Genomic DNA, 21,857 nt, shown 5'->3' with positions numbered 1-21,857 from the left:
ACACCCAATGATTTCAGGTTGCGCTTGCTTGGTTTATACACCAAAATAAGCCCGTGATTTGATGGGCAAAGCCCGATCACTCGAGATATGACACAGGATAGAACATAGGAGACCGGGCCAATATGCGCCCTTTGAATGCGTCTCTCCCCTGTAGAAACGTCAATCTGCCTTAAAATATATAGAAATAAATGCCCGAAGAATGTGGTGTTTAGAATTTGTTCTGAGACATTTTTTAGTGTGTTGCAATGCAACACCTGTGAATTGGCTAGCTAATTTTGCAGCCGACAAAGACATAAAATTTGGATGCCTCTTGTACGCCCCCAAGCATCGTTCCAACCGTGAGGTTGTCGAGATTGGACACGGGGCTAGGCCCTGAACACGTTTTAAGCGTGCACGTTCTGTCGTGGCTAAACAAAAGAGTTAGTCATTTATGAAACGTATGCTAATAAACGCAACCCAACAAGAAGAAATTCGGGTTGCTTTGGTCGATGGTCAACGCTTGTATGATCTCGACATTGAAGGCTCCGGTCAGGAGCAAAAGAAAGCCAATATTTACACGGGACGTATCACCCGCATCGAACCCAGCTTAGAAGCTGCGTTTGTAGATTACGGCGCTGAACGTCACGGTTTCCTCCCGTTAAAAGAAATCGCTCGCGAATATTTCCCTTCAGGTTATACATTCCAAGGTCGTCCGAATATCAAAGAAGTGGTCAAAGAAGGCCAAGAACTGATCATTCAAGTCGACAAAGAAGAACGCGGTAATAAAGGCGCAGCACTGACAACATTCATCAGCCTCGCTGGTAGTTATTTAGTATTGATGCCAAATAACCCACGTGCAGGGGGCATTAGTCGCCGCATTGAAGGCGATGAGCGTACCGAGTTAAAAGCAGCACTTAGCCAGCTCGAAGTTCCAAAAGGCATGGGTTTGATTGTCCGCACAGCCGGTGTTGGTAAGTCATCTGAAGAACTCGCTTATGACCTTCAAATGCTCATTACGCATTGGAGTGACATTAAAGCAGTGGCCGCAGATCGCGAAACACCTGTATTAATTCATCAAGAAAGTGATGTTATTGTTCGTGCAATTCGCGACTATTTACGCCGCGATATTGGTGAGATATTGATCGACAACCAAGAGCTTTTCACGAAGGCACTGGGACATGTTGAAAAAGTTCGCCCCGACTTCGTCAATCGCGTCAAGCAATACTCTGGCGAGATCCCATTGTTCTCTCACTATCAAATTGAGAGTCAAATCGAATCTGCGTTCCGCCGAGAAGTAAGCCTGCCGTCAGGCGGTTCGGTCGTGATTGACCCGACTGAAGCCCTCACTTCAATTGATATTAACTCTGCCCGTGCCACAAAAGGTACTGACATTGAAGAAACAGCGTTCCAAACTAACCTTGAAGCTGCCGACGAAATTGCTCGCCAATTACGCCTCCGCGACGTAGGTGGTTTGATTGTCATCGATTTTATCGACATGACACCTGCGCGCCATCAACGAGAAGTTGAAAATCGCCTGCGCGAAGCAGTTCGAGCTGACCGCGCTCGTGTCCAAATTGGCCGTATTAGCCGCTTTGGTTTGATGGAAATGTCACGTCAGCGTTTGCGTGCATCGTTAGGCGAATCAACGCACAACGTTTGCCCACGCTGTAGCGGTAGCGGACACATCCGTGGCGAAGAATCTCTAGCGCTTTCAGTGATGCGTTTAATTGAAGAAGAAGCGTTGAAAGACAATTCGTCTCAAATTCAAGCGTTGGTTCCGGTCAGTGTGGGTACATTCTTATTGAATGAAAAACGCCCTGCAATTCGCGGAATCGAAAAGCGTAACAATGTCTCTGTGGTGATTATTCCAAATCCAAACATGGACACGCCACACTACGAAGTTCAGCGCCTGCGTCCAAATGAAGAACTCACTGAAGTGAGCTACTCATTAGCAGAGCCTGATCCTTCTGCGTTGACAGCGAACCTTCGCGGTGAAGCAGTACCGCCACGCAAAGAACAACCTGCGCTGTCTGGCATGCAGTCATCCGCATCACCAACTCCTCCAAGCGTCGCTGCAAAGCCAACACAAACGGCTAAGAAGAAAAGCTCAGAGGTGAGTCTTTTTGCTAAAATCGTAGCCTTTTTTACCAGTATTTTCGGTACTGATGAGCAGCCTAAGAAAGATACGGACAACAAGCAGAAAAACCGTCGTCGCCCGAACAATCGTGGCGAACGAGGCCGCCGCGACAATCGCCGCACTAACAATCGTAATAATCGCAATAATCGAAATAGAAACGATGAAGCGAATAAAGACGAAAAAGTTAGCAAGGCTAAGAATGAAAACAATGCAGCGGAAAATGAGTCTGAGAAGCCTAACAATCGCCGCAACCGTAATCGTAACCGCAATCGTCGAAACGATCGAAATGATAAGGATACGAAAGCAGTTGAAACGGTAGAAACTTCAGAAACAGCGGTAACTGAAGAAGCACCAAAAGCACAAAACTCGGCTGAAGAAGCGAAACAACGTAAAGTGAAAGAGCGTCGTCAACGTCGTAACCTTCACAAAAAAGTTCGCGTGAAAGACCAACAAGCGACCGAAGAAGCACCTGTTTCTGAAGTCATGCCAGAAGCAGTATCGACTGACGAAGCTAAACCCGCGAAGCCACGCCGACAACGTCGTCGTAAGCCTCAAACTGAGCAGCAAGATACGGTTGAAGCTCGCTATCCTAGCGCCGAAGAAGCAGCTAGCAAATCTGCACCAGTTGCCGATAAGCCTGTTGAGAACACAGCTGAACAAGCTGCTGCAATCACCGCTGCGGAAATTGCTGACGCTGAAGCCAAGCAGGCAACTCGTGCTGCCATTGAGGCTGCGCTAGCGCGCACTGATGAAGTTGTGGAGACTTCCCCAGAAGCGGCTGAGCCAAAGGCAGACGTTACAGCTGTTACAGAAACAACGACTGCTCCGGCGCCTGAAGCGGTAAAAGCTGAAGCACCAAAAGCAGACCCAGCGCCGGTGGAAACTAAGGTCGAAACACCTGAGCCTACTGAGCCTACTCCCGTTGTTGAGCAAGCTGTGGCTGAAGCTGCTACACCAGCTCCAGTAGATACAGCACCGGCGGCCACTGCCACTACTGAGCAGGAAGTGGAAACACAACCTGAAGTCAAGCCAGAGCCAGTCGTTGAAGCGCCAGTTGCCAAAGCGCCAGAAGCGAACGAGCAACCTGCCCCAGCAGTGAAGGCCAAGGCATGGTATGAGAAAGTAACAGTTGCGCCAACAACGAAGCCTAACTTCGCTGAAGCTCCAGCGGTAGATGCCAGCGTAATGCCACGTCGTAACGGCCTATCTGTAGATGAATCGAGCCTTGTTCGCCGAGGTTCACAAAACGCCACAAGCCAGTCGTCATCTCCAATGACTAAGGCTAGCGCAGAGTAAGATACGCGCACTGCCATCTGACAAGCCGGCTTAACCGCCGGCTTTTTTATGTCTGTATGTTTGAATGGAACGGCGAAATAAAGGTCAACTTTGCAATCTAAATATCAGCCACAAAAAAGCCGAACTATCGTTCGGCTTTTGGTCATAAAGTGCTATGTAAATACAGCCTTAATAGTTTTGCAGTGTGACAGTTAATCCCACCTCTCGACCCGCTGTGTTGTAACCAATAGCTCCAGAGTAATCTTTATCTAGCATATTTCGGCCGTAGGCTCGAACCGTGAAATTGTTATCAAACTCATAACCCGCAAAGACATTCAACAAGCTGTAGGAATGCAGTTTCGCACCATACGAATCTTCAGCGTCGCTGTTGTACGACAAGTCTCCGGACACATTCCATTGGTTATATGCGTAACTTGCAGCATACGTGAACTTTTGTGAAGGACGGCGAATTAAATCTTCCTTCGTCGTTTTGTTTTCAGCATCCAACAGGGTTGCAGTAAGCTGATGCTCAATATCAAACAAAGATGTGCTGAGGGTTAAATCAATACCTTTGATTTCAGCGCTAGAAAGGTTCGTCGGTGTCCAGTTTGGGTTACCTGGCGCAATAGGAGCCCATTCGATCAAGTCATCAATATTGGTGTTGTATGCCGCAAATTCAATCGAGACCAAATCCAAGTTGCCTTTGAGCAACAACTCAACAGTATCCGATGTTTCAGGCACCAAGTCTTGATTACCGCCCCAGGGCGAATACAGGTCATTGAACGACGGCGCCTTAAAACCAGTCCCGTAATTCAAGCTTACTAGCCAGTTGGGTGAAAATTTGTAACCCGCACTTAGGTTATAGGTCGTTTCGCTGTCCACATGCTCAATGTCGTCGTATCGAACTGCAGCTTCAGCTAGGAATTGCCCTACTTCGCCAGTCAAACCTGCGTAGTAGCCTTCAACCGTGCGCTCATCAACGGCAATGGGATCACTACTATCTACTTCTTGATCTTGTAGGTCAGCCCCCAGAATCACCGTAAAATCATCATTAATGCTGTGGGTAACATTGGCAGACAACTGATTAATGGTGGTTTGATACAAAGAACCATCGCCCTTTCCTATACCATTGCCATAACCGTTTTGTTCATCTTCACTTTGGCCAATTTCCAAACGCAAAATCGTTTGGCCAAGGTCGGCTGTTGTGCCTATTTGCACGAGGTGATTTCGGTAGTCTTTTTGGTTTTCAAATCCACCATCGAAATCATAATCACCCTTTTCAATCAGGCCCATCCAATCAAAAGATAGTACTTTTCCCACTTGGTAATCGCCTTTTAGGCTTACCGCACCGCGTTCGTAGCCATCATCATCAGGCTCGGCATCGGTCACGCTAAAACCATCACTTTTTTGGCCCGTGATGCTCATAGTGTTGCGGCTACCAAACAGCTCAAAGCCACCGGCTGCGTCGAACTGTGCAGTGTTATTAGAGCCATAACCACCGCCAAGGTTAAATTGATTCGGCGCCAAATCGCGAGTGAAGATTTGAATCACACCACCAATTGCATCTGAGCCATACAATGCAGCACGGGGTCCTTTCACCACTTCAATACGGTCGATTTGAGTAGGCGATAGATCTTGAATCGACTTTTGACCCAATGTGGCAGAGCCCACTCGTGCGCCATCGATCAAAATAAGCACTTGATTGGAATTTGTTCCGCGCATAAAAATCGACGTAGTGTTCGCTGCGCCGCCTTGTTGAACGAAGGTCACGCCCGACGTTCGGTTCAACAGATCAACCACAGAGACAGGCTGAATCAATTGAATATCTTCGCGCGTGATCACATCAACTGATGCCATCACGTCGAATTTATTTTGTTCAACACGGTTTGCAGTGATCACCATGGTTTCTGTTTCTTCTGCGCAGACTGGTGCACTCAGCAATGCAGTTGCAATGGCGACGTAAAGTGTATTTTTTTTCATTTTTTATGTCAGATACCCGCCGTACCTGATTCCATTAAGTATAAATTTAGGCCGGTCTCCGGACTCCTGAAACAACATCTCACACCTTCCCGCCGAAGCAGTGGTTGCGACTAAACGCTTGTGATCCTTATCAGTTACCGTTGCGGGGGCAGTATCGGAGTTACACCGATTTCCCGTTTCACCCTTTCGGACACCTAAATAAATTTTATGCTTGCCATCATGGCAAGACTTCACAGGAGCATCGCTCCCAATTAAAACATGCAAGACCTATCAGCGGAGCTGATCAAGAGCCTCGCACAACAAAGATGCTTCATCCAACATACGCGTTGTCATGCGGTGCAATCGATCCGCATTGGGGTGCAATATGTTGTTTTTTTTAACCGCAGGTATCACAGGCCATTTCGACCAGTCCGTGGCCGGTATATTCCTTGCGCTATCATGCGGTTGAATAATCACTGATGGCGACAAGGCGACCACCGTTTCCAAACTCACGTTTGGGTATTCTCCTTTGGTATCAATCAACACATTGTCGACATGACACAAATCCAAAATTTGCTGAGGCCAACTTCCGCGACTCACCGTTGTAAGAGGTTGAGGCCACAACTCATAAAACACTCGCAATTTGGTCGTCGATTGATACCGTTCACGTATCGATTGCAATTTATGCTCAAACGCTAATGCTTGCTGCTCGGCTCGCGCTTGGTGTCCTAGCAACTGCCCAAACTTTCTCAATTCACTGGCGACATCACTCAATTGTATAGGATGCGAATCGACGATATTTAACCCAAGACGCTCCAAACGCGCGAGATCATCGGGTGGGTTTCCATTGCGCCAAACAATCACATAATCGGGCTGTAGCTCCAAAATAGTTTCTATTTGTAGTCGAACGTAGTTGCCTACTCTTGGAATGGCCAACGCTTCTTCAGGAAAGTCTGAATGTTCTGTTGTTGCTAAAATTTGATCACCTGCACCAATGGTATAGAGCATTTCCACCACATGAGGCGCTAATACTACAACCTTTGGCTGCTGTTCATTTGCAAAAGTGAACACAACAGAACAACACAAGACAATACCAAGCACCAGAGCACGCATTACCAGTCGATTCCTTTTTGAGCTTTAATGCCACTATCAAAAGCATGCTTGGTAGATTGCACTTCACTCACAGTATCGGCCATTTCGATTAACTGACGATGACAGCCTCTTCCGGTCACAACTACATGTTGTCCATCAGGACGATTTGCAATTGCATTCACCACATCATCCAATTCAAGGTATTTATAGCTCACAAGGTAAGTCAACTCGTCGAGTAGAACCACATCAATTGACGGGTCGGCCAACATGCGTTTCGCCTCTTTCCATATCAACTCAGATTGTTCGATGTCAGATTCTCTATTTTGCGTTTCCCACGTGAAACCTGTCCCCATCACGTGAAATTCGACCCCATTGTTTTGCAACAGATTGCGTTCACCGCATTCCCACTGACCTTTGATAAATTGTGCAACGCCTGCTTTATAACCATGTCCAACTGCGCGTGTCACCACACCAAAGCCAGCGGTAGACTTGCCTTTGCCATTGCCTGTAATCACCAGAAACAAGCCTTTGTCTTCACTTGCTGCAGCAATGCGCTCGTCTACTTTTTGTTTTAACTTTTGCTGACGTTCTTGATGCTTTTGCTGTTTGGTTGATGTTGCGTCTTCCGTTTGAGTCTCTTTGTCACTCATGGTGCTTATCCTCGTTCAAAATCTTAAACAACTTTGGTATGTCTAAGTGGTGTTCTAGTGTGTTCGCCAAAGTTTCGATGGCGTTCTCCTGAATCGACTCAATCGAGTCTTGTTGTTCGGTATCATGGCCTAACCAACTTAAAAGCAAAGTCACAGCAGGAGCTTCGTCAAACAGGCCATGTAGGTAGCACCCTGCAATTTGCTGATCTTCGGTTTGAGCGCCACATTGCCATTGTTGATGGCCACTCGTTAGATTTAATACTGACGCTTGCGAAGCGCTGTTTAATTGCGTCTGGCCACAATGAATTTCATAACCTGTCACTGCACAACTATGTTGGCCCAGCGTCATTTCACCGCTCACTCGGCGGAGCGTCTTTTTGGTATTCATTTGCGTGTATATGTTGAGATATTGAAGCCCTTCTACGCGCTCAACCTGACTTTCAATAAGGCACGGATCGGTAATGCTTTGCCCTAGCATTTGGTAGCCACCGCAAATGCCAAAGACCTTGCCACCGTATCTAAGGTGACGCTGTATGTGCACATCCCAGCCTTGCTTTCGCAAAAACTCGAGGTCATGCGCAACCGATTTGGAACCCGGAATAATAACTAAGTCGCACGCTGGAATGTTCTGTTGCGGCATGACAAATTCCAAATCAATATCGGTATGGAGCCTGAGCGGATCGAAGTCTGTATGGTTACTAATGCGTGGCAATCCAAGTACACAGATTTTGACACGGCTAGCCTCATTTCGACGTTGCTCACTTTCGATCGCGTCTTCAGCAGCAAGGTGCAGTTCATGACAATATGGTAGAACCCCTAAAACCGGTTTTCCGGTGCGATTCTCTAGCCAATCGAGCCCCGACTCTAGCAAGCCTATATCGCCCCGAAACTTGTTAATAACAAACCCTACAACTCGGTTTTGTTCAGACTTAGAAAGGAGCTCTAAGGTCCCAACAAGCTGGGCAAACACCCCTCCTTTGTCAATATCGGCCACGAGGATCACCGGACAATCTACCGCCTCAGCAAACCCCATATTGGCAATATCACCTTCGCGTAGGTTAATTTCTGCGGGGCTACCCGCTCCTTCAACAACAATATGATCAAACGCCAAGGCCAAGCGTTTGTGGGACTCCAGCACTGCCGCCATAGCATGCGGTTTATGCGCGTGATATTGCTGAGCTTGCATGGTCGTTAAAGCTTTGCCGTGGATGATAACTTGTGCGCCCGTGTCTGACTCTGGCTTCAGTAAAATCGGATTGAAATCAACGTGCGGTTTTTGCCGAGCAGCCATGGCTTGTACCCATTGCGCTCGGCCAATCTCCAAGCCTTCGTCAGTCACAGCACTGTTCAGAGCCATGTTCTGGGGCTTCATAGGCGCGACATTGAACGAACGGTTCGCAAGAACTCGACAAATTCCAGCAACGATGACAGATTTTCCAACATCTGATGCGGTGCCTTGAATCATCAACGTTGTCATACCAGCGGCGCTCCAATAAACTCAATTCGGGCCTGCTTCGGATCATCGTAAAAACAAACACGAGTCATCGACGCATAGCCAACGTGCAAACGTTTATAAGCATCAGCCAATGGAATATTCATTAACAACGCGACTAATACGACAATCACCCCACCGTGCGTAACAACAAGAGTGCTTTGTGGGTTGGATGTAGCAAGGTGCTGCCATGCTGACCAAATGCGATTTGAAAATGCCTCATAGCATTCCGCTCCAGGCAACTCGAAGTTAGTGCTATGCGCCCAAAACAATCCCATTATTGACCGCTGTTGCTCGTTCATTTGCTCGAACGGCACACCATCCAAATCACCAAAATCAAACTCTTGCCATTGTGGTTCAATATGAAGCGACACATCACGCTGCGTACTGTAGCGTTCAGCGAATGTGCGGCATCGCCGCTTAGGTGAACTGATCACAGCTTGATACTCGATAGCAAAGCGCTTTGCCTGCCGTTGCATGTTGTCCAACGCGCCTTCTGCGAGCGCTACATCGGTGACACCATTGAGTGCAGGTAAGCCCGCGACTGGCCCATGACGGAGAAAATCGATATAAACTGGAGTCATGTGCCCCCCCCTTTGAGGTAAAGAGGTAAACCCGCCGTCACCAACACAACCGTGCCAACCGCTTGCGCTAACTTCTGATTCATACGTCCTGATAGATCAACAAATCGTCGCGCTAAAGCATTATCGGAAACAATACCTTGCCCGACTTCATTAGACACCAAGACAATGGTGGCAGAAGAACTTTTAATAACATCGCACAATGCATCGACTTGCCGTTCGATTTGCTCATCCGATAGTTCGTTAAACAGTAAATTATTGAGCCACAACGTAAGGCAATCCACCAAGATAAGATGCTCGGAGCTCGATTTATTGGCAAGTACCTTTGTTATGCTTACAGGCTCTTCTACCAAAGCCCAACCGCTGGGTCGGCTTTGTTGATGATGGGCAATTCGATGCTCCATTTCATCATCAATGACAGTTGCCGTTGCAACATAAGTAACTTGGTGTGGCGCCGCGTTTGTGCTGATGATTATGTTTTCAGCAAACTGGCTTTTACCTGATCGGGCACCACCCAATACCAGCATGTGACAAGGTAATTGTGTGAGATTAAGCATGTATTATAAAAACCATGGTAAGGCGAAGCATAAGTAACACGCTAGCTCAGCCACTTGCTGACAAGCACCTAATGTATCGCCCGTGTAGCCGCCTATTTGGCGCGAGAGATAGATTTTTGCCATCTGCCGTACACACATACACATCGCCACTAGCGCAAGCGCGTGTACAATCGGTAACCAAAGTAAAATAGCGGCACATGTAACGACCAAAAACCACACATCGGTTTGGCTTTGAGTATTGGCCAACGGTTTAGATTTACTACCATCTGACTCAGAAACATAGGGCATTGCGCCAATGAGAGAGGCTGCCACAGCGCGCGAAAGTGTATGCCCAACAATGAGCGCCACCACAACTTGTGGAATCGATGAAAGTACAGCGAATTTCATCAGCAGGGCCATCATTAATGCCGCTGAACCATAACTACCAATCCGGCTGTCTTTCATAATCGCAAGTTTGCGTTCAATGGTTAGGCCACCGCCTAAACCATCGGCACTATCCGCTAAACCGTCCTCATGAAACACGCCCGTGGTCATGAGGCTGGCGATCATTGCCATTACCACTGCAACCTCAATGCTAAACAAGGTATGGCTGATTAAAAAAATGCTCGCGGAGATGGCGCCAATCAAGGTGCCAACCAACGCAAAATAGCGATTCGCTTGATTAAGCCGAGGCTCACTAAACGGCACGCTCGCTGGAATCGGAATACGCGTGAGAAATGCCAACGCTAACAAAAACAAGTGCCATTGATAGCGCATACCGGAGGCCCTCATTTCTGACTTATGTGTAGCGGCGCTCATGCTATGCGAGCCCCACTTGTTCGAGCGTGCCCATATGGGCCAAACATGCAGCTGCAGACCGAATCAATGGAACAGCCAAAGCCGCTCCTGTGCCTTCCCCCAGTTTCATGCCCAACTTCAACAGTGGTTTGGCATGCAATTCACTGAGCATTTTTTCATGACCGCGCTCATCCGATAGATGGGCAAATATGAGGTACCCCCGTACATTGGGTTCTATAGTGACAGCCAGCAACGCTGCCGCGCTGCAAATAAACCCATCGATCACTACAGGAGTCTTGAGTGATGCGCTAGCCAACATAGCGCCAACCATCTGAGCAATTTCAAGCCCACCGACTTCTTGCAATACCTGCAAAGGATCGGATATATCGTCGATTCGCAACAAGGCTTTGGAAATCAGTTCAACTTTAAGCTCAACCACTTCGTCTGACACACCTGTGCCATGCCCCACACACTCGCTGGTATAAAATGATGTCAGTGCGGCCATAATTGCAGCAGCACTGGTGGTGTTACCAATTCCCATTTCGCCAAGCAATACACAATCGCACCCCTTGGATATATGGTGTTCGATGAGTTTAAAGCCGGCCAAAATAGAACTTAACGCCACAGCCTCTGACATCGCGGGTTCATGTTGAAAGTTCTGAGTTCCACGTGCCACGGCAGTATCAATAACAGACACGTGATTCACTGTGTTCAGTAGGCCAGCATCAATGATGTTCAATGGCGTATTGGTTGTGGTACAAACACTATTAATAGCCGCAGTGCCGCGCGTGAACTGCTCTACCATCATTGCCGTCACCGCTTGCGGGGCAATGCTGACACCTGTTTGAGCCACGCCATGATCGGCTGCAAATAAAAACAGCTCAGCGTGATTAATGACACCAGTTCGACCGCTCATGAGTGCCAAATCAATAGCGAGCGATTCCAGTTGTCCAAGTGAACCGAGAGGTTTTACCTTGCGGTTCATTTCAGCCTCAAATTCACCACGGCGCGAACCGTCTACGGGCTGAACATTGCACATCAATGTGTGTAAAATTAATTGTGAACCCGCCATATCATGCGCTCCTACGACTCATTAGAACAATGAAAAACACGCTTCCAATTGCTGCTGTAATAATACCAATGGGGATCTCTTGATTGGGCAAGATAGACCGCGCGACCACGTCAACCCAAACGAGGAATGTACCGCCAGCAAACACGCAAGCGACGTTTGACACAGAATTGCGATAACCAAACAGCTGACGCACAATATGGGGCACCATTAAGCCAACAAAGCCAATACCACCGCAAAATGCTACGATGACTGCGCTCATAGACGCGACCAGTAACATTAACATCATCCTTAGTTTACTAATGGATATACCGAGCGCATGAATAGCGTCGTCTGACAGCTGCAAAGCATCCAGTTGTCGGGTTAACCCTTGCACGACAAACGCCCCGGCTAATACCACTGGCACAATAAGACTCACGGCTTGCCAGTCTGCATTCGCAAGGCTTCCCATCAACCAAAAAATCACACGGTTTGCGGCATGGGGACTATCAAGATATAGCAACAAACTAGTCACTGCAGTGCATAAGAAAGACACTGCGACACCAGCCAATAGCACTTGATCGATACGCTGCCAATGATGCTTCGCACTCACGGTCACCACAATAAACACCGCGCCCAACGCGCCTACGAATGCCAGCACGGTCAAAGGCACTTGAATACCTGTGGCGCTTGCCACAATCCCGCCTAATACGGCTCCTAAACCGGCACCTGAAACAATGCCAAACAGATATGGATCAGCTAATGGATTTCGGGTGACACCTTGAAGAATATTTCCGGCTAACGTCAACCCAGCTCCTACCGCAAAGCCCGTAATAACTCGCGGTAAACGAATATCGAACACAATCGTGTTTGCAAATGCGCTGGGCGCACAGTCATTTGATTGCAAATGACACATGGTTGTTTGCCATACATCGATATTCGCAGCACCAAAATTTAAACTCAGCACAATACTTACAACGCTCACTAGCACTAATATTGTGATTGAAATACCCTTCATCACTGTGCTCCCTGAGCGATAAAGTTCATCCAAAGTTGCCGGTGATAAGGGTGTTCGTCAACACGACAAGGCCGGTCAAACAATTCACTCAAATTTGCTGCATTGAAGACCTCCGAAGTGGGGCCAAAATGGATGCAGGTGCCTGCCTTGACAAACACTAAATAGTCGCAATATTGGGCCGCTAAATTAACATCGTGGATGCTTGCAAGAACCGTCATATCAAGTTGGCGTACAAGCGCCATCACATCGTGTGCATAACACATGTCGAGATGATTGGTTGGTTCATCCAGCAGCATCAGTTCAGGGGATTGCACCAGCGCCTTAGCAATAAGCACACGCTGTAATTCACCACCAGATAATGTGTTAATTTGCTGCGAGGACTTATCCAGCACCCCCATCTTGTCTAGACAACCAGAAATACATTCTAGATCGGCACTCGTATCGCTCTCAAAAGCCGTTTTATAAGGGGTCAGCCCCATACGCACTAATTCAAAGACCGAAAGGTTCATGGCGGCATTTGTGTGTTGTGCCACCAGAGCAACTCGTTGAGCCAACTGCGTTCGAGTCCAATACTGCAACGGTTTTGCATCCAGTTCAATGCAGCCTTGGCCGGGTTGATAGAAGCGAGTTAAGCAGCGCAGCAATGAGGTTTTTCCAGCACCGTTTGGGCCAATCAATCCAATAAATCGACCTTTAGGAAGCGCGAACGTTACATCATCAAGAATGGCTCGCTGCCCTGCTTTCCATTGCAGCTGTTGCACATTAATGAATGGGGGCGATGTATGGTGTGTCACTACGAATCCTTAGTCGGTATTTCATAGCACACACATTGGATTTGCAGGCGGGAAACTGCCGCAATGAATCCGAATGATGCATGCCAAGTATTCCCGCTTGGGTACATTAAAATCAGTTATAAAAACGGCAGGTCTCCTGACTCATCGAGATCACCCAATACCTGCCTTCCCAGAAAACCCAGTGGCGTTAGATATTAGCTCGATTTACAGTTGCGGGAACAGTTACGGACTTACACCGTATTCCCCTTTAAGCTCTTGCGAGCACCGATTTTGACGCTGTTATACAGGAGTTAACAAATTGCTTCAAGAATTAGCCAAGTGCAACACAACTTTTGCGTTATCCTTGGCTGGGATAAGATTCAGTAATATGGGTCACAAGCCCTTGGCTTGCATCTTCAATTAAATCCAACACCAAATCAAAGCCACGGGCACCGCCATAGTATGGGTCTGGCACTTCCGAATGTTCCGACTGCGACGAAAATTCGAGCATTAGGCGTACTTTATGGGCGAGTTGTTTTTCCGGGCATGTGTCAATTAAGTCATCGAAGTTGGCTTGGTCCATGGCCAAAATAAGATCAAACTTGTAAAAGTCATCTGGCACAACTTTACGCGAACAGATATGGCCAAAATCATAGCCACGGCCTTGCCCCACTTTCACTGAACGCGGATCAGGTTTAGCGCCAGAGTGATGGCCAATGGTACCAGCACTATCGATATGCACAGATAGACCATGAGCTTGAGCCATTTGTCGAAACACAGCTTCAGCGGTAGGCGAACGACAAATATTGCCCATACACACCATGAGAACGGACCTGATCTGAGAAGTAGGTTGAGCTTGCATGAGTTATAAATCCACCCGTTAGGAAGTAAAGCAACGTTAACGGCTAACAAATTATGTGATGCGAGCAAGAACTGCAAGTGATTCAACGGCATTAAAAAAGCCTCCCCATAGGAGGCTTTCTCAAAACACCAATTTGATTGGGGATTAACGCTGGGCCTCAAGTGCTGCGATGCGCTTTTCAATAGGCGGATGGCTCATGAACAATTCTGCCATTGCTGATTTACCATTAATGCCAAAAGCTGCGAGTTGCCCTTCCATTTGTGGTTCATGGCTTTGGCTCAAACGACGCAATGCATTGGCCATACTTTGTGGGCTAGTGAGATAGGCTCCCCCGGCATCAGCAATATATTCACGCTTACGCGAGAACCACATTACGATCACGCTTGCGAGCAAACCGAATACAATTTCCAACACCACTACCGTACCGGTATAGGCCAACCATCCAAGGCCTTGGCCATCGTCACTATTACGCGATACTGCGCTACTAATTGCTTGAGCGATTAAACGAGCAAGGAAGATCACGAAGGTGTTCACAATCCCTTGAATCAACGTCATGGTCACCATATCGCCGTTGGCCACGTGACTCACTTCATGGCCTAAAACCGCTTCAACTTCATCTTTACTCATAGAAGTGAGAAGCCCGGTAGACACAGCAACCAGCGAATTGTTTTTACTTGGGCCTGTGGCAAAAGCATTCATGTCAGGCGAGTCGTAAATTGCGACTTCTGGCATGGCTATGCCGGCCGTACGTGCCTGACGCTCTACCGTCTCGACTAGCCAACGTTCAGCCTCGTTTTGAGGCGTTTCAATCACATGTGCGCCAGTTGAACGTTTAGCCATCCACTTCGACATGTATAGGCTCACAAATGCCCCACCGAAGCCAAAGACCCCAGCAATCATAGCCATACCGGCAATTCCGCGAGTATCTTGAATCCCAAACACAGCAAATAATATGTTCAAAACAATACTGAACACCACCATCACGGCAATGTTAGTGAGCAAAAATAATGCGATACGCTTCATGACTTCCTCTTGAATGCTTAAAAATGGCAACACCGATACCTAATATCAGGGCGAGTTGATCGAAATCAAGTATTGTCAGCTGCAACTTATGATTTTTGTCTATCGAGCTCGTTCACTCACTCTGGTAGTATTCCACTTTGCCATCCGTTTCTGAACTTAAGATGAACACACAACGCACACTTCTTCTAAGCGCCTCTCGCACAGGCAACTCGGCCTATTTAGCCCACGCACTGCCAATGATAGAACAGCTGATCGACGCTGACTGCCGTAAAATTCTATTTGTTCCCTATGCGGGTGTCACCATCAACAATCGCGAATACTCGCACATGGTGCAACGCGCCCTCTCACCGCTTGGTATCGAAGTTCAAGGAATTCATGAATTCGACAAACCCGATCAAGCCGTATTTGACGCCGACGCTATCTTTGTTGGCGGCGGCAACACCTTTAGACTACTCGAACGTCTTTACGCACTTCAATTGTTAGAGCCCATTCGCATTCGAGTTGCCGAAGGTATGCCATACGTAGGTTGGAGCGCTGGGTCGAATGTTGCCGGCCCGACCATTTGTACAACGAATGATATGCCGATTATCCAACCCCCTTCACTGACCTCGTTAGGGTTAGTGCCGTTTCAACTCAACCCGCATTACACTGAATGGACACAAAGTGACCATAACGGTGAAACACGCCTTCAACGTTTAACTGAATATCTTGCATTAACACCGTCACAAAAAGTGTTAGCAATGCCAGAAGGCAATGCATTGCGTATTGATGGCGATAAAGCTCAGGTGATAGGAGATCCCAAAAGCTTTTGGATTACAGCTGGTGGAATAAAAACTGAAATTGAAAGTTATCGCCCATTCGATCTTTAATATATTAAAGGACAAGGACGTCCTCCATACTCCTCCTCTCTTTATCAAAAAAGTCTGTTATACATTTAAAATGTTGAAAAAATAGAATTAGAACTCTAAACAAACTAATTTGGAGTAACAACTACTAATGAATTAAGAATGTACATTATTGTAAAAATGACTTTAACATCCGCGATCACCAACCACCTTTTATATCAATAAATTACAATACAAAAGCACATTTTCATTTTTTTTCACAAACTATTTCATTATTTCTCCACGGATCACAATTCAGAACTATTGTTAACAATTAATGTTATATCGAGATCAATCTAACTATTTTAATTCCTGCCACAATTTATATTTTCGTGGCTGTAACACCTCTCAATAAAAATAAATATGAAGAGTGATGAACTGAGTATTTACACAATATTTTGTTCTCGGGGGCTAACTCGCAACGAGGGTTACATTGCAACTCAATGATTAATTGTCAACATACACGGAGTTAAAATGAATCACAGATTTATACTAAGCAAACCTGCTCAAATAGTGCTGTCGTCGCTATTCTGGATGAGTATCAGTTCTGCGGCACACTCAGAATCACTTCGCATTGAAGCAGAAAATTTTGTCGTTCAAGGCGGTTCTTATGCAGATGGCCAACCGAATCGCGTGAGTGTCTACAACACAAGCGGTGTCACCGCGATTAATTACGTTAACCGAGGTGACTATGTCGAATACGATTTAAATGTATCGGATACAGGAACTTATTCTCTAGAGTATCTAATAGGTACAGCAGTTCCCAATGGCGCTGAAGTTGAATTTCTTGTGATGTCTGGAAATTCATGGTTATCTCAGGGAAAGATTCAAGTGCCCACTGGCGGCTGGGACAATTTTGAAACCCTAGACTCGAACCACACAGTCCAGCTTTCGGCCGGTACTAACCGCGTTCGTATATATGCATCCGGAGCTAATGACTGGCAATGGAATATGGATGCTTTTAATCTGAACTTAGTCGACTCATCAACCCCAGTTGATCCACCCTCCTCGATTACAGTGGAAGCTGAAAGCTATATTTCAATTTCCGGCTCATACGCCGATGGGCAAAGCAATGTTATTAGCACTTATAACGTCAATGGCGAATCCGCTATTAATTATGTTAACCGCGGTGACTCAGCGGATTACCAGGTGTCCATCCCACAAGATGGTACCTATCAGGTCATTTACAATATTGGTACGTCTGTCACGTCGGGTTCCGAAATAGAACTTTTAGTTGACGTCAATGGTATTTGGCAAAGCCAAGGCAAAACCAATGTACCTGCGACAGGCTGGGATAACTTTTCATCATTAGTGGCTTCTTCAAGCTTGGAACTATCAGCAGGCACACACATCATTAGAGTGCTCGGTGCAGGTTCGAACGACTGGCAATGGAATTTGGAATCGTTTGAATTAACGTACACGGGTGATATCCCTGGCGGTGATACCGGTGGTGACACAGGTGGTGACACAGGTGGTGACACGGGCGGTGACACGGGCGGTGATACCGGTGGTGACACGGGCGGTGATACCGGTGGTGACACGGGCGGTGATACCGGTGGTGACACGGGCGGTGACACGGGTGGTGATACGGGCGGTGATACCGGTGGAGACACGGGCGGTGACACGGGTGGTGATACTGGCGGTGATACTGGCGGTGGTTCGCCGGTGGAAGGGAGCTTTGTACTCGAAGCGGAAGCCTATCAAGCAAATGGCGGAGAAGTCGAAGTCTATTCCATTGATAACGGTACAGCTGTGAATTACTTCAACAGTGGTGACTACTTAGAATTCTACGTAGATCTGCCCCAAGATGGCTTGTATTCAGTAGCTTACCGTGTAGCAACAGGCGTCACTGAAAATGTTGCTGCGGGGCTCATGATCACCGATCATACTGGAACTTTGGCGCTCAAGAACATTACCCCAATCACAAGCCAAGGTGGTGACTGGGATAGTTTCTACACGCAACAAGGCAGTGGCCAATTCAATATATTCTCCGGCAACAACACCATTCGTATCTACGGTGCAGGCTCGGCGGACTTCCAATTCAATATCGACAACATTAGTTTTACGCGTTTGGGTAATGCGGACCTTAACATTGACGGAGATTCAGACGGAGTTTCCGACATCAACGACCAATGTCCAAGCTCTCCGAGCGACGAAAATGTTAACTCGGTTGGCTGTGCACCATCGCAACTCGATACCGATGAAGACGGTATCAACGACAAAATAGACCAATGTGCCAATACACCTGTAGGTTCATTTGTAGACACCCTAGGCTGTAAAAGCAGTGGGGGTGATGATGATGACTTTGACGGTGTTATCAACGATCTCGATCAGTGCGACACCCCCTACGGCGAAAATGTGTCGTCCAATGGGTGTACTGTCACTGCCGATTCAGATAATGACGGGGTACAAAACAGCGCAGATATCTGTGGCTCAACACCCTTGGGTGCATTTGCAAACGCCAAAGGGTGCTCTGCGGCTCAAGCAAACAATATTCACTCCGTGGATGTGGTTGTGAATGCCAACATGAAACACAGCGTTAACGGCGTGTCGGATTTTGGTCGTAGCCGACACATTACAATGCATAGCGCAATTCATGAACGTGACTGGATAGGTCACACTGACCGTTTGAACTACGTGCTTAATACCCTTGATGTTCACTTAGGACGTGACAACGGGTCTGCGACTTGGAAATTTGCAGAAACAGCAGAAGACCCCAACAAACCAAACTGGCCAGATCTAAATTGGATGGAAGATCGCGGTAAAGTGTTGCGCGAGGCTTATGCGAATACTGAGCTATATACTCGTTTTGATGAGTCTTCAACAGAACTCATTGCCGGTACCAACCCACACCCCACTTACCCAACACTCAACTGGAACGCCAATGGCATGACGTCAACTGGCTGGCAACCCAAAAACATTGAGACATCCGCAGCTTGGATGGGCCAATACTTAGAGCATTACTATGCCAATTCAAATAATGGCCATGTCGGCGAACCCATGCCGAAATATTGGGAAGTGATCAATGAACCCGACATGAAAATGAAAACTGGGCAATTCATGGTCACCAACCAAGAAGCAATTTGGGAATACCACAACTTAGTCGCGCAATCGATTCGAGACCATCTCGGCTCTGAAGCGCCACTGATTGGTGGCATGACATGGGGACAACACGACTTTCATTCTCCCGATGGCTTATCTCGCTTGAGCGATTCAGCTTACGATCAATGGATCATCAACCCTGATGCCGTATTACAGGCCGAAGCCCGTGAGTTCTACCGCAATGCAATGGCAACAACGGTCGATGATACGCGTGCAGATGAATGGTACCAGTGGGATGTTATGTGGCGCGGATTCATGGCGGCAGCTGGCGACAACATGGACTTCTATGCCGTGCACATATACGACTGGCCGGGTGCCGAACAAGGCCAACCAACGCGCGTGCGTCGTGGTAGCCATGTTCAAGGCATGCTCGACATGATGGAATGGGATGACGTCAATAGAGGCGGCTTACAAAACCGTAAACCGATTGTGCTATCAGAGTACGGGGCAGTTCAAGGTGCTTGGGATACTCGCGCTCACGAAGAACGCTATGATATTGCAAACCTCAAGGCTTTCAACTCTATGTTAATGCAATTCCTAGAACGCCCTGACTATGTTGTCAAATCAATGCCGTTCACGCCAGCCAAACCAATCTGGGGATACTTGCCTGGCGGCTGTGCTTATGACGCAACCGTTAATTGTACAACGCCTTATCATTACTCAATGATGTTCGAATCAAGCTTAAATAACGATGACTGGCAATGGTCGTCTTACATTAAGTTCTTTGAACTTTGGGCCGGCGTAGATGGGACGCGTGTTGATTCAATTTCAACCGATGCAGACGTTCAAGTAGACTCATATGTTGACGGTGATGAAGTATTCGTTATTCTCAATAACCTCGAGAACTACGACACAACGATTAACCTCGACGTATTCGGGTTAAGCGGCGCTAACATTACCAACGTTGAAATGCGTCAAATGCGGTTCGAAGGTGTTGAGGAAACACTCCTAGAGCGCCACCATATGAAACAAGCGCCAAGCTCGCTCACACTTGCCGCTGATGCAACCGTCGTATTGCGATATAGCCTCAGTTCAAATGTTGCGATTAATGAGACTTCGACTGAAGTTAAATACTTTGGTGAAAGCGTCAGCGGAGGTACTGTGCCTCATCGTATTTCAGTGACCGGCGGAGCCCAAACGCTTGAAGTCAATAATGTGAACGTACCTTCAGGTGCGGCTGAAGCCATGCTGCGTTTGACTGTGTCGTTATTTTCTGACGCAGATGACAAGCCCGGCGGTTTCTTGACTCTCAAGTCATTAACCATCAATGGAATCCAAGTTGAAGCACCTATCGACTGGCGAGGGCCTGCGATCTCAAATGCAAACCGCTTCTTCGGTACATTGGAAATTCCTGTCCCCACAAGCGTGCTCAGCACGAACAATACGATCGAAGTGGATTTCCAACACAATGGAGATCTTACCGTCGCAAACTTAGTGGTATGGGACTACAGCACCGCACCCAACCGATAATTTCAATCACAGATGAATTATCACATCCAAAATGCTGCCTCCGGGCAGCATTTTTTTATGTTTCCGGCAAATTGACGTCGAAATAGACACTTGGCCTAGTTCTGCCGCCTCAAGCCTATAAAGATCGGGTACACTGAGCTTTGAAAGCAGAGGTATCGATGAACGCACATTTTACAGAAACGGTTTCAGCAAAGGGGCAAGACGTCGCTTTGTATGATTATTTACGTCAACTTTTTCCGTTTTTACAGCCCTCCATATGGCGTGCATTTATCGCGCAAGATTCAGTACTTGTGAACGGGATCCCTGCTCATGACAACCCAACTTTAAATCAATTTGATGTCTTGTCTTTTTGTATTTCAAACTATGAGGAAGACACCGTAGACACCCACTGGTGTGTACTTGAACAACACAACGACATACTCGTTGTGCACAAACCTGCAACACTTGCGGTCAGTAGAACCACTCGCAATATCTACAACAATTTGATCCAGCTTGTAACCCGCGATGGCGGATATCCAGACGCACATCTGCTACACCGGTTAGACCGTGAGACAAGTGGCATTATTTTGTTAGCAACGACCGCAAATGCCGCAGCCCACTGGCAACCAAAACTCAAGCAACTCATGCAAGCAAAGGTCTATCAAGCTGTTGTTCATGGTGAACCTGAGTGGCAACAACGCGAATTAGAATGCGACCTAGCGGTTCGAAAAGATACGCCCATTCGTTGCCAAATGCACGTTTGTGATGCCGGTGAGCGGGGGAAGTATAGTCACTCTCGCTTTCGTGTGATTCACCGCGTTCAAGGCTATTCGCTGATAGAGTGCGAGTTACTCACGGGACGAAAACACCAACTCAGAGCCCACCTAGCACATTTAGGCCACCCAATCGTGGGGGACAAAATTTATGCGCATAACGGACAATTCTTTCTAAAGCGCTTATCAGATGAGATAACCGATGATGACAGAGCAATGCTCAAAACATCGCATCATCTATTGTTCGCACACCAAGTGACACTTGATATCAACGGCACCACACACGGTATTACCAATCATCATTTTCCGGATGAATGGCGACGATTCTGTCGCACCGCTGGGTTGGAACTCTCTCACGCGCAGGACCATACGGTATAATTAAACGGGTGAAAAATGTGGATATAAATACGTCAAACGGGCAAGGCA

The 21,857-nt window shown here is 47.3% G+C and carries 16 protein-coding genes and 2 riboswitches; of the genes, 4 read left to right on the top strand and 12 right to left on the bottom strand.

Annotated elements, in window-relative coordinates; genetic code table 11:
- Positions 1–430: 430 nt before the first annotated feature.
- Positions 431–3,412: a ribonuclease E gene (gene rne, locus NAF29_RS15980; RefSeq protein ID WP_251262633.1), complete on the top strand. Its 2,982-nt coding sequence runs from the start codon at positions 431–433 to the stop codon at positions 3,410–3,412.
- A gap of 168 nt (positions 3,413–3,580) precedes the next feature.
- Here rne and NAF29_RS15975 read toward each other — a convergent pair whose 3' ends face one another.
- From NAF29_RS15975 to htpX, 12 genes are all read right to left on the bottom strand, one after another.
- Positions 3,581–5,371 carry a TonB-dependent receptor domain-containing protein gene (locus tag NAF29_RS15975; protein WP_251262632.1) on the bottom strand — a complete coding sequence of 597 codons (1,791 nt, stop codon included), beginning with the start codon at positions 5,369–5,371 and terminating at the stop codon, positions 3,581–3,583.
- A 32-nt stretch (positions 5,372–5,403) separates the two neighbouring features.
- Positions 5,404–5,584: riboswitch (cobalamin riboswitch) on the bottom strand.
- Between the two features lie 57 nt (positions 5,585–5,641).
- Entirely contained in the window at positions 5,642–6,463 is an 822-nt protein-coding gene (locus NAF29_RS15970) for a cobalamin-binding protein (RefSeq protein WP_251262631.1), read from the bottom strand.
- Complete coding sequence (gene cobO, locus NAF29_RS15965) at positions 6,463–7,092, bottom strand: cob(I)yrinic acid a,c-diamide adenosyltransferase (protein ID WP_251262630.1); 630 nt, start codon at positions 7,090–7,092, stop codon at positions 6,463–6,465. The genes NAF29_RS15970 and cobO overlap by 1 nt, the downstream gene beginning before the upstream one ends.
- Positions 7,085–8,569 (bottom strand): cobyric acid synthase, encoded by a 1,485-nt coding sequence (locus NAF29_RS15960; RefSeq protein ID WP_251262629.1) that lies wholly within the window; start codon positions 8,567–8,569, stop codon positions 7,085–7,087. The genes cobO and NAF29_RS15960 overlap by 8 nt, the downstream gene beginning before the upstream one ends.
- On the bottom strand, positions 8,566–9,168 hold the full coding sequence (locus NAF29_RS15955; protein ID WP_251262628.1) for a histidine phosphatase family protein: 603 nt from the start codon (positions 9,166–9,168) through the stop codon (positions 8,566–8,568). The genes NAF29_RS15960 and NAF29_RS15955 overlap by 4 nt, the downstream gene beginning before the upstream one ends.
- Positions 9,165–9,722, bottom strand: coding sequence for a bifunctional adenosylcobinamide kinase/adenosylcobinamide-phosphate guanylyltransferase (gene cobU / locus NAF29_RS15950; RefSeq protein WP_251262627.1), 558 nt, complete (start codon positions 9,720–9,722; stop codon positions 9,165–9,167). Before cobU ends, NAF29_RS15955 begins: the two co-directional genes overlap by 4 nt.
- 3 nt (positions 9,723–9,725) lie before the next feature.
- Positions 9,726–10,478, bottom strand: coding sequence for an adenosylcobinamide-GDP ribazoletransferase (locus tag NAF29_RS15945; protein ID WP_251262626.1), 753 nt, complete (start codon positions 10,476–10,478; stop codon positions 9,726–9,728).
- Between the two features lie 43 nt (positions 10,479–10,521).
- Positions 10,522–11,571 carry a nicotinate-nucleotide--dimethylbenzimidazole phosphoribosyltransferase gene (gene cobT / locus NAF29_RS15940; protein WP_251262625.1) on the bottom strand — a complete coding sequence of 350 codons (1,050 nt, stop codon included), beginning with the start codon at positions 11,569–11,571 and terminating at the stop codon, positions 10,522–10,524.
- A 1-nt stretch (position 11,572) separates the two neighbouring features.
- Complete coding sequence (locus NAF29_RS15935) at positions 11,573–12,565, bottom strand: FecCD family ABC transporter permease (protein ID WP_251262624.1); 993 nt, start codon at positions 12,563–12,565, stop codon at positions 11,573–11,575.
- Positions 12,565–13,359, bottom strand: a complete 795-nt coding sequence (locus tag NAF29_RS15930) for an ABC transporter ATP-binding protein (protein WP_251262623.1) — start codon at positions 13,357–13,359, stop codon at positions 12,565–12,567. The genes NAF29_RS15935 and NAF29_RS15930 overlap by 1 nt, the downstream gene beginning before the upstream one ends.
- 109 nt (positions 13,360–13,468) lie before the next feature.
- Positions 13,469–13,643, bottom strand: a riboswitch (cobalamin riboswitch).
- 53 nt (positions 13,644–13,696) lie between these two features.
- Positions 13,697–14,200 carry a low molecular weight protein-tyrosine-phosphatase gene (locus NAF29_RS15925; protein ID WP_251262622.1) on the bottom strand — a complete coding sequence of 168 codons (504 nt, stop codon included), beginning with the start codon at positions 14,198–14,200 and terminating at the stop codon, positions 13,697–13,699.
- A gap of 144 nt (positions 14,201–14,344) precedes the next feature.
- Positions 14,345–15,223: a protease HtpX gene (gene htpX, locus NAF29_RS15920; RefSeq protein ID WP_251262621.1), complete on the bottom strand. Its 879-nt coding sequence runs from the start codon at positions 15,221–15,223 to the stop codon at positions 14,345–14,347.
- 161 nt (positions 15,224–15,384) lie between these two features.
- Between htpX and pepE the strand changes: the two genes are divergently transcribed.
- The 3 genes from pepE (at position 15,385) to NAF29_RS15905 (ending at position 21,809) form a co-directional block, all read left to right on the top strand.
- Positions 15,385–16,092, top strand: coding sequence for a dipeptidase PepE (gene pepE / locus NAF29_RS15915; RefSeq protein ID WP_251262620.1), 708 nt, complete (start codon positions 15,385–15,387; stop codon positions 16,090–16,092).
- Positions 16,093–16,581: 489 nt separating this feature from the next.
- The gene (locus tag NAF29_RS15910; RefSeq protein ID WP_251262619.1) at positions 16,582–20,679 is read left to right on the top strand and encodes a carbohydrate-binding protein; all 4,098 of its coding nucleotides are present in this window, start codon (positions 16,582–16,584) and stop codon (positions 20,677–20,679) included.
- Between the two features lie 158 nt (positions 20,680–20,837).
- Entirely contained in the window at positions 20,838–21,809 is a 972-nt protein-coding gene (locus tag NAF29_RS15905; RefSeq protein ID WP_251262618.1) for an RluA family pseudouridine synthase, read from the top strand.
- Positions 21,810–21,857 lie beyond the last annotated feature (48 nt).

Origin of the sequence: Echinimonas agarilytica, assembly GCF_023703465.1 — a bacterium.
Taxonomy (GTDB): domain Bacteria; phylum Pseudomonadota; class Gammaproteobacteria; order Enterobacterales; family Neiellaceae; genus Echinimonas; species Echinimonas agarilytica.
Note: the sequence above shows the minus strand (reverse complement) of the source record. Positions and strands in the feature narration are given on the sequence as shown.